This is a genomic window from Fortiea contorta PCC 7126, assembly GCF_000332295.1.
Lineage (GTDB): Bacteria > Cyanobacteriota > Cyanobacteriia > Cyanobacteriales > Nostocaceae > Fortiea > Fortiea contorta.
Genome location: NZ_KB235930.1, coordinates 4,389,767 through 4,405,389, shown reverse-complemented (window position 1 = coordinate 4,405,389; position 15,623 = coordinate 4,389,767). Strand labels below are relative to the sequence as shown.

Annotated in this window: 15 protein-coding genes; 9 read left to right on the top strand and 6 right to left on the bottom strand. The window is 42.3% G+C overall.

Going from position 1 to position 15,623, the window contains the following annotated elements:
* Positions 1-25: 25 nt before the first annotated feature.
* The 3 genes from rsmI to MIC7126_RS0120410 all read left to right on the top strand — a co-directional run bounded on the left by rsmI (position 26) and on the right by MIC7126_RS0120410 (position 3,289).
* Positions 26-895 (top strand): 16S rRNA (cytidine(1402)-2'-O)-methyltransferase, encoded by an 870-nt coding sequence (gene rsmI / locus MIC7126_RS0120420; RefSeq protein WP_026100415.1) that lies wholly within the window; start codon positions 26-28, stop codon positions 893-895.
* A gap of 847 nt (positions 896-1,742) precedes the next feature.
* Positions 1,743-1,922, top strand: coding sequence for a 30S ribosomal protein S21 (gene rpsU / locus MIC7126_RS0120415; protein WP_017655011.1), 180 nt, complete (start codon positions 1,743-1,745; stop codon positions 1,920-1,922).
* Positions 1,923-2,146: 224 nt separating this feature from the next.
* Positions 2,147-3,289 (top strand): IS4 family transposase, encoded by a 1,143-nt coding sequence (locus tag MIC7126_RS0120410; RefSeq protein WP_017652111.1) that lies wholly within the window; start codon positions 2,147-2,149, stop codon positions 3,287-3,289.
* Positions 3,290-3,484: 195 nt separating this feature from the next.
* Here the strand turns inward: MIC7126_RS0120410 and pth are convergent, their stop codons facing one another.
* From pth to psbH, 3 genes are all read right to left on the bottom strand, one after another.
* Positions 3,485-4,126, bottom strand: coding sequence for an aminoacyl-tRNA hydrolase (pth, locus tag MIC7126_RS0120405; RefSeq protein WP_017655010.1), 642 nt, complete (start codon positions 4,124-4,126; stop codon positions 3,485-3,487).
* Between the two features lie 33 nt (positions 4,127-4,159).
* Positions 4,160-4,432, bottom strand: a complete 273-nt coding sequence (locus MIC7126_RS0120400) for a TatA/E family twin arginine-targeting protein translocase (protein ID WP_017655009.1) — start codon at positions 4,430-4,432, stop codon at positions 4,160-4,162.
* 197 nt (positions 4,433-4,629) lie between these two features.
* A complete protein-coding gene (psbH, locus tag MIC7126_RS0120395; RefSeq protein ID WP_017655008.1) occupies positions 4,630-4,833 on the bottom strand; it encodes a photosystem II reaction center phosphoprotein PsbH in 204 nt (67 codons plus the stop codon).
* An 85-nt stretch (positions 4,834-4,918) separates the two neighbouring features.
* Between psbH and psbN the strand changes: the two genes are divergently transcribed.
* The gene (psbN, locus tag MIC7126_RS29600; protein ID WP_026100414.1) at positions 4,919-5,050 is read left to right on the top strand and encodes a photosystem II reaction center protein PsbN; all 132 of its coding nucleotides are present in this window, start codon (positions 4,919-4,921) and stop codon (positions 5,048-5,050) included.
* Positions 5,051-5,254: 204 nt separating this feature from the next.
* On the opposite strand, the gene MIC7126_RS0120385 is transcribed toward psbN, so the two are convergent.
* Complete coding sequence (locus MIC7126_RS0120385; protein ID WP_017655007.1) at positions 5,255-8,425, bottom strand: alpha-mannosidase; 3,171 nt, start codon at positions 8,423-8,425, stop codon at positions 5,255-5,257.
* A gap of 107 nt (positions 8,426-8,532) precedes the next feature.
* Between MIC7126_RS0120385 and MIC7126_RS0120380 the strand changes: the two genes are divergently transcribed.
* From MIC7126_RS0120380 to MIC7126_RS0120370, 3 genes are all read left to right on the top strand, one after another.
* Entirely contained in the window at positions 8,533-10,119 is a 1,587-nt protein-coding gene (locus MIC7126_RS0120380) for a hypothetical protein (protein ID WP_017655006.1), read from the top strand.
* Positions 10,120-10,264: 145 nt separating this feature from the next.
* Positions 10,265-10,558, top strand: coding sequence for a hypothetical protein (locus MIC7126_RS0120375; RefSeq protein ID WP_017655005.1), 294 nt, complete (start codon positions 10,265-10,267; stop codon positions 10,556-10,558).
* Positions 10,559-10,625: 67 nt separating this feature from the next.
* The gene (locus tag MIC7126_RS0120370) at positions 10,626-11,486 is read left to right on the top strand and encodes an alpha/beta hydrolase (protein ID WP_026100413.1); all 861 of its coding nucleotides are present in this window, start codon (positions 10,626-10,628) and stop codon (positions 11,484-11,486) included.
* A gap of 233 nt (positions 11,487-11,719) precedes the next feature.
* On the opposite strand, the gene MIC7126_RS0120365 is transcribed toward MIC7126_RS0120370, so the two are convergent.
* Positions 11,720-12,700 (bottom strand): aldo/keto reductase, encoded by a 981-nt coding sequence (locus MIC7126_RS0120365; RefSeq protein ID WP_026100412.1) that lies wholly within the window; start codon positions 12,698-12,700, stop codon positions 11,720-11,722.
* 177 nt (positions 12,701-12,877) lie between these two features.
* On the bottom strand, positions 12,878-13,195 hold the full coding sequence (locus MIC7126_RS0120360; protein ID WP_017655002.1) for a hypothetical protein: 318 nt from the start codon (positions 13,193-13,195) through the stop codon (positions 12,878-12,880).
* 224 nt (positions 13,196-13,419) lie between these two features.
* Here MIC7126_RS0120360 and MIC7126_RS0120350 point away from each other — a divergent pair, with 224 nt between their 5' ends.
* Both MIC7126_RS0120350 and MIC7126_RS28000 read left to right on the top strand, forming a co-directional pair.
* Positions 13,420-15,330, top strand: coding sequence for a GTPase family protein (locus MIC7126_RS0120350; RefSeq protein WP_017655001.1), 1,911 nt, complete (start codon positions 13,420-13,422; stop codon positions 15,328-15,330).
* Complete coding sequence (locus MIC7126_RS28000; RefSeq protein ID WP_017655000.1) at positions 15,305-15,577, top strand: hypothetical protein; 273 nt, start codon at positions 15,305-15,307, stop codon at positions 15,575-15,577. Before MIC7126_RS0120350 ends, MIC7126_RS28000 begins: the two co-directional genes overlap by 26 nt.
* Positions 15,578-15,623 lie beyond the last annotated feature (46 nt).

Here is a 15,623-nt window from a genome sequence, read left to right as displayed (position 1 = left end):
TTTGTTATTTCTTCCTCATTTCCCCATGTCTACTGATCCGCAGCCAGGAACACTTTACGTCGTCGCTACACCAATTGGCAATCTGGAGGATATCACTTTGCGGGCGGTGCGGATTTTGCAAACTGTGGATTTGATTGCAGCGGAAGATACGCGCCATACGGGGAAGCTGCTACAACATTTGCAAATTAAAACGCCGCAAATTAGTTATCATGAACATAATCGTCATAGCCGGATTCCTGAGTTGTTAGCTCATTTAAATAATCGGCAAGCGATCGCTCTGGTGAGTGATGCAGGTATGCCGGGTATTTCTGATCCTGGATATGAGTTGGTGGGGGCTTGTATCACTGCGGGGATACGCGTAGTTCCGATTCCTGGTGCGAGTGCGGCAATTACGGCTCTGAGTGCGTCTGGATTACCAACGGATCGTTTTGTTTTTGAAGGTTTTTTGCCAGCTAAAGAGCAACGACGACGGGAACAGTTGGAATTTTTGCAGACAGAATCCCGTACTTTAATTTTCTATGAATCACCGCACAGGTTACGAAATACTTTACAAGACTTAGCAGACATTTTGGGTAGCGATCGCCAAATTGTGCTGGCAAGGGAGTTAACTAAATTGTATGAGGAATTCTGGCGGGGGACAATTGCTGAAGCGATCGCTCACTACCATCAGCGGGAACCCCAAGGAGAATACACTTTGGTTTTGGCAGGGGCTGCATCTAGTCAAGAGTTTTTAAGTTTATCACAACTGAAGACGGAACTACAGCAGTTAATTAGTCAAGGAATCTCACGCTCACAAGCTAGTCGTCAGTTAGCAAAGTTTACCTCTCTTCCCCGTCGCCAAGTTTATCAGATTGCTTTGGCTATAGAGTTACCTGCTCATGCTGAGGGCGATTAGTTTATATAAAGTTTTGTTAAGTTTTATTTGACAATTCTGACATACTCTACAGATAGCTAGGAAATTTTTTCAGTATATGTACTGACCAAAATTCAAAAGCAAAACAAATTTGACTGCTCAATTGAGTAAGCATTTACCTCATCAGGTATCATCAGATAAAATTTAGCTTTTACAACTGAAAAATTGCCAGTTATCAGCAGATTAATAATCAAATTTTTCAGGCTAATGATAATTTTTACGAACCCATACTTTTTTGGGTCAGCATCTTATATTTATTAGTGGTTTTTATTTATATTTTTACCGGGTAACAGCTTGTAATACATCAGTTTTAGCAATTATAGGTAGGTTGTTGGCACTGAGTCTTTTTTACCGAGAAACTGGTAATTTTAAACGAATTTTGTGAGGTATTGGTGCAGTGTTGACTTTATGATAGAGAAGCCTTATTTTCTAGTCAATTAACTAAGTAATTTTTTTTGACTGCTTCGACTGTATTGATGGTCAGATATAAATTATTAAATAACGGCAGGAGTAACTTTGCAAATCAAACAAAATTAGCCAATTACATAAATAATTAAGACTACTTAACACTACATTTATTCACAAGATAGATTATGCTCAAAAAAAATCGACAGTTTCATGTTTAAATTATCTTTACTGGCGCTGAGAGTGGGTTACAGCAAAAAGATAAATTTTTATAAGGTCGCCAAATTGGCGACAAACCAGCAAATCTAGCTCGTCCCCGTCAGAGGAATCATGTTGTTTCATACTTCTAGACTCAGGGTATTTGGCTAAGGTTAGGGCTACTATTACAATGGAGACTAGATCGATTATCAAGGACAGAGCAAGAATGACCCAAGTGGTTTTAGGTGAGAACGAAGGAATAGACTCAGCACTGCGCCGATTTAAGCGCCAAGTATCCAAAGCTGGTATATTAGCAGACGTTAAGTATCATCGGCACTTTGAAACCCCAATAGAAAAACGCAAACGGAAGGCAGTGGCAGCTAGACGCAAAAGACGTTTTAAATAAATCTATTCTGGTAATGGTGTCGTTTCTCTAGGGAGTCTTAAACGCGCACTGAAACATTGCCATCATTCTTACAAATAATTAATCAAGACATGCTACGTCTCTAATTGAGGTGTGGACCTGGAGGGGAGACGAAACAGCCTAAAAAGCTTGGTGTATAAGATGGGTAGCGTTTTGTGATAGAAAAAGGTAGGTCTAGTTTTGTCAATAAGACCTACTTAATGATAATGTTAGCTATATTGTACCAAAAGCACTTAAAAAGTCAATTGAGTTTAGCAGAATATCTGTTGCTAAAAATTTTGATACATCTGTTGCAGTCAATCAAAGAAGTAACTTTAGAAAAATTAGCGAATGCGCTACCTTTGGGAATTAAATTTGAAAGCAGAAGAAAAAGAATACAAAGATTTTTATCATTACCAAATCTCACAATTGAAAAAGTTTGGTTGCCAATTATTCAAGAACTAATAGCAAACTACTTCCAGAATGAAAAAATTATTTATATAGCAATTGATAGGACTAATTGGAGTCGGATAAACTTATTAATGGTCAGCGTGATTTGGGATAAAAGAGCCATACCAATATATTTTAGTTTGCTGCCCAAATTAGGTAGTAGTAATCTCACGGAACAGCAGAAAATATTATCGCCAGTTATAGCAATATTGAAAGATTATAAAATCTGTGTGTTGGGGGATAGAGAATTTTGCTCGGTAAAACTAGCAAAGTACCTTCAGAGCAAGGATGTATATTTTTGTTTGCGATTGAAAAAGAATGAATTTGTAGAAATTAAACAAGATATGTTTATGGAGTTAAGCAGTTTAGGATTAACTCCTGGAGTATCTTTTTTTATCAAGGGAGTTAAGGTAACAAAGACTCAGGGTTTTATCAGTTTTAATGTGGCTGGTAAGTGGCAACGTAAAATTAACGGAGTAGCACCCAAAGAAGCATGGTTTATTTTAACAAATTTTGACACCCTAGAGTCAGCAATTGCTGCTTACAAAAAGCGATTTGATATTGAAGAAATGTTTAGAGATTTCAAAACAGGTGGCTATAACTTAGAAAACACTAATGTTCAAGGTGAACGTTTTATTTCTCTAGTTTTGTTGATAGCGATCGCTTACACCTCTGCAACAATTAATGGTCAACTTATTAAACGCAAAGGAATCCAAAAATATATAGCTCGGATTAAAGAAAGGAGTCGTTCTCAACGGAGACACAGTAGTTTTTATATCGGCTTATATGGTCAAACATGGGTACATTTCAAGGATAGCTGTATTGATTTAGTCACACAATTAATGAGAATTAATCGTAATAAGTGGAAGCATTATCAACAAGGTTTAAGAGCCATGAAGCTTATTGAATCTATATTGTAGCTTATTTCGTCTCCCCTTCAGGGTGTGGACTAAATCTTTTCCCCATGTACGGGGTGTATCAAGTGGCTAATACCAATTCGTCATTCGTCAATACAGCAGATTTCAATCTGTTGACTAATTTAGGAGAATTGGTATAAACATGGTTAGATGGAGGCAGCGAAAATTGCTGCCCATCAACCAATATCGATACTTGCGTTAAGCTTCAGGAATATCAATCGTGCGACTATTACAACGATTCATCGCCTTTTCTACTCCCTGTTTGAGGCTGAGTTCTACACACTCAATCACAAATTGAATCACAAGAGACATCAACTGGGATTCTGCAGTAGAAAAACGCCCCAAAACGTGAGAAACTGTAGTAGAGTCATCTACATTACTTGCTCCCTTGGGTTTGCCGATACCGATTCGCAAACGGGGGAAATCTTGGCTACCTAAATGGGCGATCGCACTTTTCATCCCATTATGTCCCCCAGCGGAACCAGATAAACGCAAGCGAGTTTTGCCTATGGGCAAATCCATGTCATCATAAATTACTAGTACTGACTCTGGCGGCAGCTTGTACCAGCTTGTTACCGCTTGCATCGCTTGACCTGAGCGATTCATATACGTCAGTGGTTTCAATAAACGAATTTTACCACCAATTGGTGCCACACCTTCACCAAACTCCCCTTGAAACTTGCGATTTTCCGCCAAGGGAATTTGCCAAGCACGAGAAAGCGCATCCACCGCAGCAAAACCGATGTTATGGCGTGTTTGATCATATTTAGGTTCTGGGTTCCCCAACCCGACAATTAGCTGGGGAATCACCAAAGCTGGTTGTTTAACAGCTGCTGTCATGTTCTCTTTGGGCGATCGCTATGCAGCACTTATCTAGCTATTTGGGGAAGAATTTACGGTATCATGCTGAGGAGTCGCTGACTGAATTTGCTTAGGTTCTAATTCAGCAGTGGTTTTCACAGCTTGTTCTAGTTGTTCAGCTTCCCGTTTAAACTCGCTTTGAAACTCGTTAGAAGCTTCTTGAAAACTACGGATTGTTTTACCCAAACTCCGTCCAATTTCTGGTAACTTCTTCGGCCCAAAGATTAACAACGCCACTACAAAAATTACACCCATTTCTGGTAAACCGATACCAAATATATTCATGCGGGTTCTCCGGTAAATATAGAAGTTGAATTTAGGAACGGAAATTTGCACTCGCTACATCTATATATTTAACCTAAGTTGCACGAGTTTCAGCATGAGCACAGGGAATTGGGGATGATGAGAAATAACAAACGAAAAAACCCGGACGAGCCGGGCACAGGTTCGCTTATTACACAAGCGTAATAGCTTTGTATCAACTAATTGCCTAAACTCCGCCAATCCACAAGCACATCCTGAACTAGGATTGTCTTGTTATAGAGTTGTAGAATAATCAGCAAAAACACGAAAAATAACAGGATAAAAACTGCCATTACAGGCGTCGTACCCCAACCCGGAGCTACCTTACCATACTCAGAGTTTAATGGTTTGAGGATATCTCCCAACCTAGTCCTTTGTGCCATAGTTCACCTAAGATTACTTGCCAAAGCTTTTTTTAATCTTCTGTAATATTCTATAAGAATAGCACTCATAATTTATCGCTTACTTATGGAACCCGCAATAGTTCTTAGCATTTCTGTCTGCGTTGTGGTTATCGCCATTACTGGGTGGGGAATTTATATCTCTTTCGGCCCTCCCAGCAAGGAATTGGCAGATCCTTTTGAGGATCATGAAGATTAGAAAGTCTGAAAGTCTGAAGTCTGAAGTCTGAAGTTACCCCACTCATAGCGAGATGGGGATTGAACTGTGGTTACTACCCACCAAGCAAAAGTCTGATGGTCAACTACTAAACTAGTAGAGCACGGCGGAAATAAAGTAGCCATGACAAATTACCCAAAAGCCTATCATAAAAGCTTCTTCATTTCAGACTTCAGCTTTGTTATACTAGTCACTTTTGCTTGGTATGATTTTAAGAGTTGTGATTTTTCCCGGCTGGATAGTGAAGATTTGTTGCTCAGATGAGAATTTCGGCTCGATATAGGGACGCTCCAACAAATCTACGGCATCTCCCACGCTTAATCCTAAATCACTGTGCAAGGATAATTCCGCTGTGTCGCCATGACATTCATAACACCGCAAAATCAGTTGTTTTGGATCGTCTTCTGATAGTTTGAGTGCCATTAAGATCAGATTGTCTGCAGATAAATTAAGGAAACTGGTTTTGTCAATGGCGGTGGTTTGTGAATTGTGAGCGGTGACGGGATATAATATCACTTGTAGAGGAATGTTTAATTCGTACCCGCGTCTAACTGTGTGAGCTGATTCCCAGCTACCAGCATGGGGATACAAAGCATAAGTGAATTCATGAATACCTCTATCAGCTTGTGGGTCAGGCCAGTTGGGACTGCGTAATAATGTTAAACGAAGTTGATCTGGCTGAGTGTCGTAGCCGTATTTACAATCATTCAACAAGCTGACGCCGTATAAACCTTCATCTGTTTCTCCAGTTAAATCAGCCCAGCGTAATGCGGGGACTTCCCATTTGGCTTTTTGAGCGGGAGTTTGGGGTTGAGTTGAGCGACGAATAGCACCACAGGGAATTTCGTAAGTGGCAAAATCTGCTGTAAGGTTGAGAGGGAAGGCTACTTTTACTAGTACCTGATTTTCTTGCCAATTAACTGTGGTTTTAATTTTGAGGACAGCAGAGTCTGTTTCCAAGATATAATCTTGGGAAAATGTCGATTGTCCAATGGTTCGGACTACGCGCACGCAACTTCGCAAAACTCCCTGTTCTAAATAAGAAATGGTTGATAGTTGGGCGGGTGGTAAAGGATGCTCGGCATAATTGGGGTCAATATTCCATGCATCCCAATATTGTCCCTGATCTTGGAAAGCTTGTAGTTGATTACCTGAACTTTTGAGAATTTGGCGCTGGTTGGTTTTATCGAAGATGCTGGATAAATCGCCGGTAAGTGGATCAACGGTAACTTGTAAATGCTGGTTTTCTAAAACGAACTCTGCTGTTGTTGGTTGACTGGAGTGAGAAGCAGGTTGACTAGGATAAAGCCAAAAAATCCGATAACCGCAAGCTGGTATATCTTTGGCTAAAAACGAAATTGATTGTTCATGTCTTTGAGAAAGAATCTGATTTTCTTGAAAGTCGCAAATTTCCCAGTTAACACTTTGTGCAATATCTGGGAGAGTCAATTCTACCACTTGCGATCGCTCCCAGTTGAGAGCATTAAAAATAAATATTGCTTGAGCTTGTGGGTGGGGCGGTGGTGGTAAGATGGCGTGGGATGCGATCGCTAATAATGATTCTTGTAATATCTTCGTTCCCACTGTTTCTACTTGTTGCCATTCTGGCAGTGCATCCTGGTAAACTTGGGTAATTGATGAGCCAGGTAAAATATCGTGGAATTGTTGAAATAATACTTGCTTCCAAGCTTGTTCTATTTCTACTTGGGGATATTTCGCTCCACAACGTAGAGATGCTAAAGTAGCGAACAACTCAGCTTGATACAATAAATTTTCACACTGTCGATTCCAGCGTTTTTGATCTGCGTGGGTGGTATAACAACCGCGATGGAATTCTAAATAAAGTTCGTCTTCCCAGGTGGGGAAGTGGGGAGATGAAGACAGGTTTTGTTTGACTTGCTGTAAGTAATTTTCGGCGGTGGTGAATTCTAAGTCAGGGAATAAGGGTGAATTTTGCCAGCGCCGGGCAATCTCTAACATATCACGAGTGGGACCGCCGCCGTGGTCGCCGACACCGGGAAGCCAGAGGGAATCTGCTAAACTGGTTTTGGTGTACCATTCAGCAGTGTAGTTTGCCATCTTCACCGGATCAATACCTTCACCGATGAGTGCAGACATATAACTAAATATTTCACTGCCGTCAGGCGATCGCCACCAAAAAGCATCATAATTAAATTTAGTAGTATCGTTCCACCGCAACTTTTGGGTGACGAAAAACTCTACACCCGCATTCACAAAAAACTGCGGTAAAGTTGCACAAAAACCAAAAGAGTCTGGTACCCAAACTACTGTCGCCACCTTGCCAAACTTGTCTTGGGTGTACCGTTGACCGTACAATAGCTGACGAGCGATTGATTCTCCAGCTATCAAGTTAAGTTCTGGTTCCACCCAAAAACCACCGACAACTTCCCAACGTCCAGCAGCTACCGCTTGTTGAATAGCTGCAAACAAATCGGGGCGATGTTCTTCTATCCAAGCATACAGCGCTGGGGTGGAATGACAAAAAATTAATTCAGGAAAATCTTGCTGTAGTTTGAGTACTGATGCAAAAGTGCTTTGGGCTGCGTTCCAAGTTTCACTCACCCGCCATAACCATGCTAAATCTAAATGAGCATGGCCTAACAGATAAATTTTAGACGCAGATGCAGGCAAATCCAGATTTAATTCTTGGAGGTGGTGACGCAGTGTGGAGAGGAGATTTTCCCAATCTTGTTGTGTTTTATTTGGGGATGCTTCGAGACGACTGATGAAGTGGGTGACTTGCTCTGCTAGTATAGCTAACTTGTGTGGCGCTAATTTTTCGGCGAACAACTGCAGCACCGCCAACTCATCAGCGACAAAACCTGGATCAGGAAAATTATAATTGGTAGATTCGTAAACTAAAAGCGATCGCACTAACGCACCGCGATCGTGTCCCGGACTCACCAGTCGCAAAGCTACCATAAATTCTTGTCCTGGTGCAACTTTGGGACTCAAAAGCACTCTAGGTGAACAATCAAACAAATCTCCCTCTAGCACTAATTCCCCATTCACATAAATCTCGGCTTGATCAGCCCACCACAATAAAGGTAGTCTTAAACACAAACCATCTAAGGGATAACCGTATAAGTCTTGCGGTACTACTATTTTTTGCACCAGCCATAGCGGGGTTTTTCCCTGTTTCCAGTCAATATGCTCTTTGGCGTTTAATTTAACAGGTGTCCATTGAGACAAATTTGCTGCCATAATTTCAGCAATATTTCTGTCACCTTCTTGATATAGCCAGCTTGAGTGAATATTCACTTGAGTATGGGAGCGCAGTTGGGCGATCGCTGCTGAGATCAATTTATGATCAGATAGAGATACAGAAGAGGTCATATTTTCGCTAAAATCATTGCACTAACGATAATTTACAGTTTGTCTTTTTAATGATTAGGCGGGAGTCTCGCGACTAAACTCAAGTTCTAACTAAAAAAATTACTACAATGTCTTCTGGTGCTTCTGGTCGTTATCAAAGCAAGCTATTTAACTTTGTCCACCAGCAATCTCGGCGGTTGACACAACAGTGGGAACATACCTTCCGTCATGTACAAGTGGCGACTAAATGGGGTATTGAAGTACTACTTTACCCTGTTTACCTGCTGCTGCAGTCAACCCAATCGACTACGCAACAGCCGCAAATTGCCGAACCACAATCTAGACTACAGTTAGAACCGGAAACTACCCCAGCTGCTGATACCCCGATTCAGCAAGTGCTAGAAGCTATCAAAAATTTACCATCTGCTAGTCCACCCGCGACAACATCACCGCCTTTCTCACCTTGGGGTTTTTTCCAGTCTTTGTGGCAAAAATTTTCTGGTCGTCCCTCTATCGTTAAGTCTCATCCATCCCCATTGTTAACGGTTGCTGACAAATCTAGCGGGAGTCTGAACACATCACCTTCAGAAACATCTCTACAAATAAATCATCTGGTAGTACAAGGAATCGCTACCAGCTTGGTAAACCGCCATTTAGTACTTGTCACTACAGATAATGCAATTTTAGATATTTTAACACCCCAACAGCAAGAAACTTTAGCCGAAAAAATTATTACAGCGATCGCTAACTATTGGCGTGCTTGGCGTCAGGTGGAAACTAAACAAGCCGCAGCATCCTTACCAGAAATTCACCGCTTGTTAGCGAAGTTAACTGGTAGTAATTCCCCAAATATACCTGCTTTGCCTCCAGGAATGGTAACGGGAGAAACCAAATCTCACAAAATCCTCCCATTCCTAGATGCAGTCATAGCGAAACTTGAGTCAAATGCTTTAGTACCTGTGCAGCAACACAGCCAGGAAATGATCCAAGTTGCTCATACACAACTTAGTATATTTCTTTATGGGAGAGAACAGTTAATCGCTAGAGGACAAATTGCAGTAAGTGCTGATGGGTTAGAAACTCATCCCTTGAATATTCAAGCATTAATAGCCGCAGCGCTGAATTACTTTTTTGGTGTGAAAAATAATCAAAATTTGCCATCTGCAAATACGCACACAAAAATCGAGAATAAGCGATTACTTAAAAGTCGTCAATTACATGAAGAAAATTTAGACCCCTGGTTAACTTGGGGTGATTTGTTTGGAGACACCAAAACACCGACACCCAAACCAACCGCACCGCAAGAAAGGAAAAATCCTGCTTTGGTTTCTAGTTCCTCAGCAGTTGTTGCTCTTCCCAAAAATTTGACTGGGAATTATCAATCAAAATCTGCATTAGTTAAGGAGAAAAAATCAACCCGCAATCTTACATCTCAACAAAAAATATCGCAAAAAGTCACCGCTGCTAAGGAAATTGTCTCCCGAATTTCCCAAGCTGGAACTGAGAATCATCCTGGAGAAATTGCTCAAAAGCAGCACCCAACTGCTCAAATGAAGTATCAACCAGACTGGATAGAAATCAAAGCTACACACATCGGATATGACAAGCACATCTTAGAGCAAGTCCTAGAATTGCTAGATAGTGCTATGCTTTGGCTAGAAGAGATTTTAGTGAAGATTTTTCAATGGATACAGCAACTGTGGCGAGGTAAATAAGCTCAAGCATATCTATCCTAGTCATCCAATTTTAGATTTTGGATTGGCTCCACAGATAAATCTGCTAACTCCTTTTCATGCAAAAATCTCTGTCAGGATTATTGATCTAATTTTTAACTGTTGAGCGCTATTTGGTGGTTTTTTAGTGAAAGTTATTGTTTACTGTAAATATTTTAGTTTTAAAAATCCACTAGACAAGCCAAAAATGGAAAATTTTGTCGTGGATTTACCCCAAATCCCTAGAGTGGGTGAAACAATTGTGGTGGAAAGAATGTCACCAACCAAGCAGTTTGTAATTATTTTTGAATATATTGTGACAGCGGTACAATTTAATGCATCTAGTGAAGCCGCTGATGTTCCTGATGCGAGGATTAATGCTTGTTTAAATCACTGTTGGGAGGGGACATCAAATTTTAAAGTGACAAACTTTTTAACTTGAGTAACTTTATCTCTACAATGTACGTTGATAAGCTACTAGCTGACTGAGAAAACGTACACAAGTGAGCATTATTTACCACGAAGGCAGATTTAAGGGTGTGGAAGGACTTGACCTCTATTACCAAAGCTGGCATCCACAAGGTAAAGTGAGGGGAATATTAACTATTGTACATGGACTAGGAGCGCACAGCGGAAGATATAGTAATGTAGTTGAACATTTGCTACCTCAACAGTATGCTGTTTATGGTTTAGACTTGCGCGGTCATGGGCGATCGCCAGGACAGCGTGGTCACATTCAAGCTTGGGCTGATTTTCGAGGAGATTTGCAAGCTTTTTTAGAATTAATTACAACTCAGCAGCCAGGATGTCCGATTTTTCTTTTAGGACACAGTTTAGGTTCGGTGATTGTGCTTGAATATGCGCTGCGCTGTCCCCAAGCAGCATCTCAATTGCGAGGTGTGATTGCTTTGGCGCCAACTTTAGGGAAGGTAGGTGTGTCCAAAATCAGGTTACTGATTGGGAACTTGCTCTCCCAAATTTGGCCGCGTTTTACATTGAATACCGGGATTGACCTGAGCGCTGGTTCACGGGATGAGAAAATTATAGCAGCTTACGCTCAAGATCCTTGGCGACATACGCGAGCTAGTGCGCGATTAGCTACAGAGTTTTTTGCTACAGTGGCGTGGATTAATGCTCACGCTTGTGATTGGCAATTACCGCTGTTAATTCTTCATGGTAGCGCGGACAGAGTAGCTTTACCTGAAGGTGGTAATATTTTTTGCGAGCGGGTTCCTGGTACAGATAAAACACGAGTGGAGTATCCAGGCGCTTATCATGAATTGCAGAATGACCTCAATTACCAAGAGGTGTTAACTGATTTAGCAGCTTGGTTAGAAGCGCATTTACAAAACATTGAGCATAGAGTGTAGGGAGTGTGGGGAGGTGGGGTGATGGGGTGATGGGGTGATGGGGAGGTGGGGAGAAAAAGAATTTATGCTTATACCATTTCACGAAATTATTGATACACTCACTTTTTTTGCATCCCCTGCTTGCTCATGTGCATCAATCTTAAAATGAAACGGTATTACGCTTCTCGCTATCTTCTCCCTCCTCCCACACCTCCCCATCTCCCCACCCTTCCTGTTAAGAGTTCCCTGTTATGTCATTTAGTTTGAAAAATATTTTGTACCATTTTCCGATTTGTATTCGCAGCGGCTTGATCTAATGCTGATACTTCGCTAGGTTCAAGTCGCCAGCCTAAAGCGCCTATATTCTCTTGTGCTTGCGTTACACTTTTGGCGCCGGGGATGGGTATTGTGTCTTTACAAATACACCAATTAAGTGCTACCTGTGAGATGGTTTTGTGGCGAGATTCGGCGATTTCTTTTAAACAAGCCAACAGCAACTTTGCTCCTGGTAGTAGTAGTCTAAATAATAATCCGCGAATACCTTGGGGAAAAGGGCCTTGCTCTGAATATTTTCCTGTTAATAGTCCTAACGCTAGGGGACTGTAAGCAATAAGTTTGATTCCTAATTGATCACAAACATCTTTTAATCCTAATTCTGTTACCGGATATGTGGATAATAAGGAGTATTGAACTTGTAGGGTGGTAATGGGAATTCTGCGAGCTGCGAATTTTTGATGTACTTCTTGCAGGCGTTTGGGGCCATAATTCGATAGTCCTACACCTTTAACTAAACCTTGCTCATACAGGTCAGCTAAACCATCTAACAGTCGCCCTTCTTGCCAAGGAGCATAATTGGCTGTTGACCAATGCATCTGAACTAAGTCTACATTTTTTCTTAACCGTTGGGCTGATGCTTGACAAGCTGAAATCATCGATTGGCGCGTTAATCTCCAGGGATAAGCAGCTAGCTTGGTGGCAATGCAGATATTTTTTTGACCTGTGCCTTGATATGCTTGAGAAAATTGTCCTAATAGTAGCTCACTGCGTCCATTTAATTTGCCAGTACCATAGGAATCACCAGTATCAAACAAAGTGACGCCATTACTTACACAAAGATTAAATACCGCTTGCAACGCGCTGTCCATACTCTGATTGTATCCCCAGAGCAGTTGATTTCCCCACGCCCAAGTTCCGCAACCCATAGCCGGGAGGAATAATTTCTGACTTGTCTGCATCTTCACTCGCTGTAGATTCTGAATATCTCTACATTAAATGAAGTGCGATCGCCTAGTTTATTTTATCTGAGCGATCGCTATTCATGATCACGGGGTGGATGCATTTACAATGCTCAAAGCCGCAATTACATCAAACACACGCTCTCACCCCTAGCCCCTAGCTTCTAAATTAATTCATCACCGCTGCTGCTGGCGTAATTGTTCTATGATATACTCCTCTAGTTCTTGTCTTTCTCTACTACTAGCTTGGCGTTGATAGGTTCTACCTGTTTCTTGAATAAACTTGCGTTTCTCACTAGGAGAAGAGTTGAGTTTAGTTCCTTGTCCTTTGAGCTTTTTTTGTAACTCTTCCCATGTCTGCTCGCCTACTTTTTCGCCTAGCTTGATAAGTGCTTTTGGTAGTAAGTTTTTTGCTTCTCTTTGAAAATCATCTTCTGTTTCTAAAGAAGTTAAATCTACATTACTGAAATCGATTTCGATGGAAAACTTACTCATTGGAATCTCTGACTACTAATGTACTGTCCATAAATTCTGCAGCAGAATTGAGTGGACTTTGGATCAAGGCAATCATACATGTTTATTTTTGGCGTTGCTGATTGAGGGTATGAATTTGTCTCACGCATAGGCGCAAAGGAACAAAGAAAAATCGAAGTTTTCGTTCTGCCTCTGGCATCAGTTTTATACTGGATCATGTGTCTAACTAAGGCAGGTATTAAGCAATGGTGCGCTTAAAACTGTGGCAATGGCTCATTTTAGCAACTCCCGTGGTTTTTATTATCGCTTTTTTGCTAGTTGCGGCGGGGATGCAGATCCACACATGGGGTATCAATTGGATTTGGGCTGTGTTTACGCTGCTGTTTGTGGGGTGGCGCTGGCTGTTGGTACGCTGGACTCAGCCTGTGGTCAAGCAGCTAGAGGACGTATTAGCCGAAGTGAGTGCAGAATTAGCCTCTGATGATAATGATACCGCATCATCGACGGGAAATAACGTCGCTAGTGAAGCAGAAATAGCGCTACAGAAAATTTTATTAGCGGCGCAAACTGATCGCCCCATTTGGGAAGATTGGCAAACATTCTGGACAAGATGCCAAGATTTAGTTGCGGCGATCGCTCACATTTACAATCCCCAAGTACAATATCCTCTACTGAATATTTACGTTCCTCAAGCTTATGGATTGATTCGCGGGACGATGGATGGGCTGGATCAATGGATGGAAAAATTATCTCCGGCTCTCAATCAAGTGACGGTGGGGCAAGCATACCAAGCATATGAAGTTTATCGCAAATTAGAACCATCAGCGCGAAAACTCTGGCAAGTTTGGAACTGGGCGCAGTGGTTATTGAACCCCTTAGCTGCAGTCGCCAAAAGAGCGAGTCAAGGTTACACTAACCGAGCTACGCAACAACTGCTGGTAAATTTAAGTCAGTTGGTGCGGGAAGCTGCGCTCAGAAATTTATGCCGACAAGCGATCGCTCTTTATAGTGGGATGACGCCTCCAACCGCAGTTACTCCTTCACTCGTCGCCACCCCATCCCCAGCCAAAACCCAAACCCTCAAGGAAATTCTCGCCCAAGCCACACCAGTTGCTGCAGTTGAGCAACAATCGGTGAATATTCTCCTCGTAGGGCGGACAGGCTCAGGAAAAAGCAGTTTAATTAACACTTTATTTTCAGCAGAATTAGCTACGATTGATGTATTACCTAGCACCGATAAAATTCAAAGTTATCAATGGCAAACTCCCAGTCAGGAAACTTTAACGCTGTTAGATACACCAGGATATGAACAAGTCAACCGTGGGGAATTAAGATTTTTAGTCATAGATTATGCCAGTAAAGCGGATTTACTACTGCTAGTTACCCCGGCGCTCGATCCAGCTTTACAAATTGATGTAGACTTCCTGCGGGACATCAAAGCCGAAGTAGCAGATTTACCCGTAATTACTGTTGTTACCCAAGTAGACCGCCTGCGTCCCCTGCGCGAATGGCAACCGCCTTATGATTGGGAGTGGGGCGATCGCCCGAAAGAGGTCGCCATCCGCGGCGCTACCGAGTATCGTGCTCAACAACTAGCTGAATTCTCCCATTTAGTTCTGCCCGTCGTCACCAGCGATCGCCAAACTGGGCGCGAGTCCTGGGGAGTGGAAGCGCTATCTTTAGGATTAGTCGCGGCGATCGCCCCCGCTAAACAACTGCGACTAGCTCGTTTCTTGCGGAATCAAGAAGCCCGCACCGCCGCAACCGCCCGAATTATCGACCACTACACCTTCCAGATGGCGACTACCCAAGGACTCACCGCACTGCTCAAAAGCCCGGTACTGCAATTTATCGCTACCCTCGCCACTGGTACACCCACCTTAGCCTATCTCCTCGCCGAGCAAATCCCCGTAGAGCAGTTACCCCTCGTCATCGGTAAACTGCAGATGGCTTATGACTTATTTTCCCTGTTGAATAGCGACGACCAGCCACTCAGCTTCGACTTACAGTCCCTGTGGCCCTTACTGCTAGAGAATACCACCATCAGCGATCGCCAAGCTTGGGCATTTGGTCACGCGCTAGTAGAATACTGGACTCAAAACCTCACATCTGCACAACTGCGATCGCGTTTTGATTATTATCTCCAGCAAAGCTGAAATTCACGCACCATTATTTGAGTGTGACACATGGGTAAGTCCTAATATCAAAACGCAAGCCGCTACAAGCTGCGCGAAACACGAAAACGTCCAAGCGGAAGCCGCTACAGAGAAAACAGAAGCCACTACAGACTGCGCGAAACACGGAAACGTCGTGACGGAAGCCGCTACAGGGAAAGCAGAAGCTGCTACAGGCTGCGCGAAACACAGAAACGTCGTGACGGAAGCCGCTACAGGGAAGACATAAACAGTTCAATTAACGCTAATGAGAATATCCGCCCCTACACAACGAT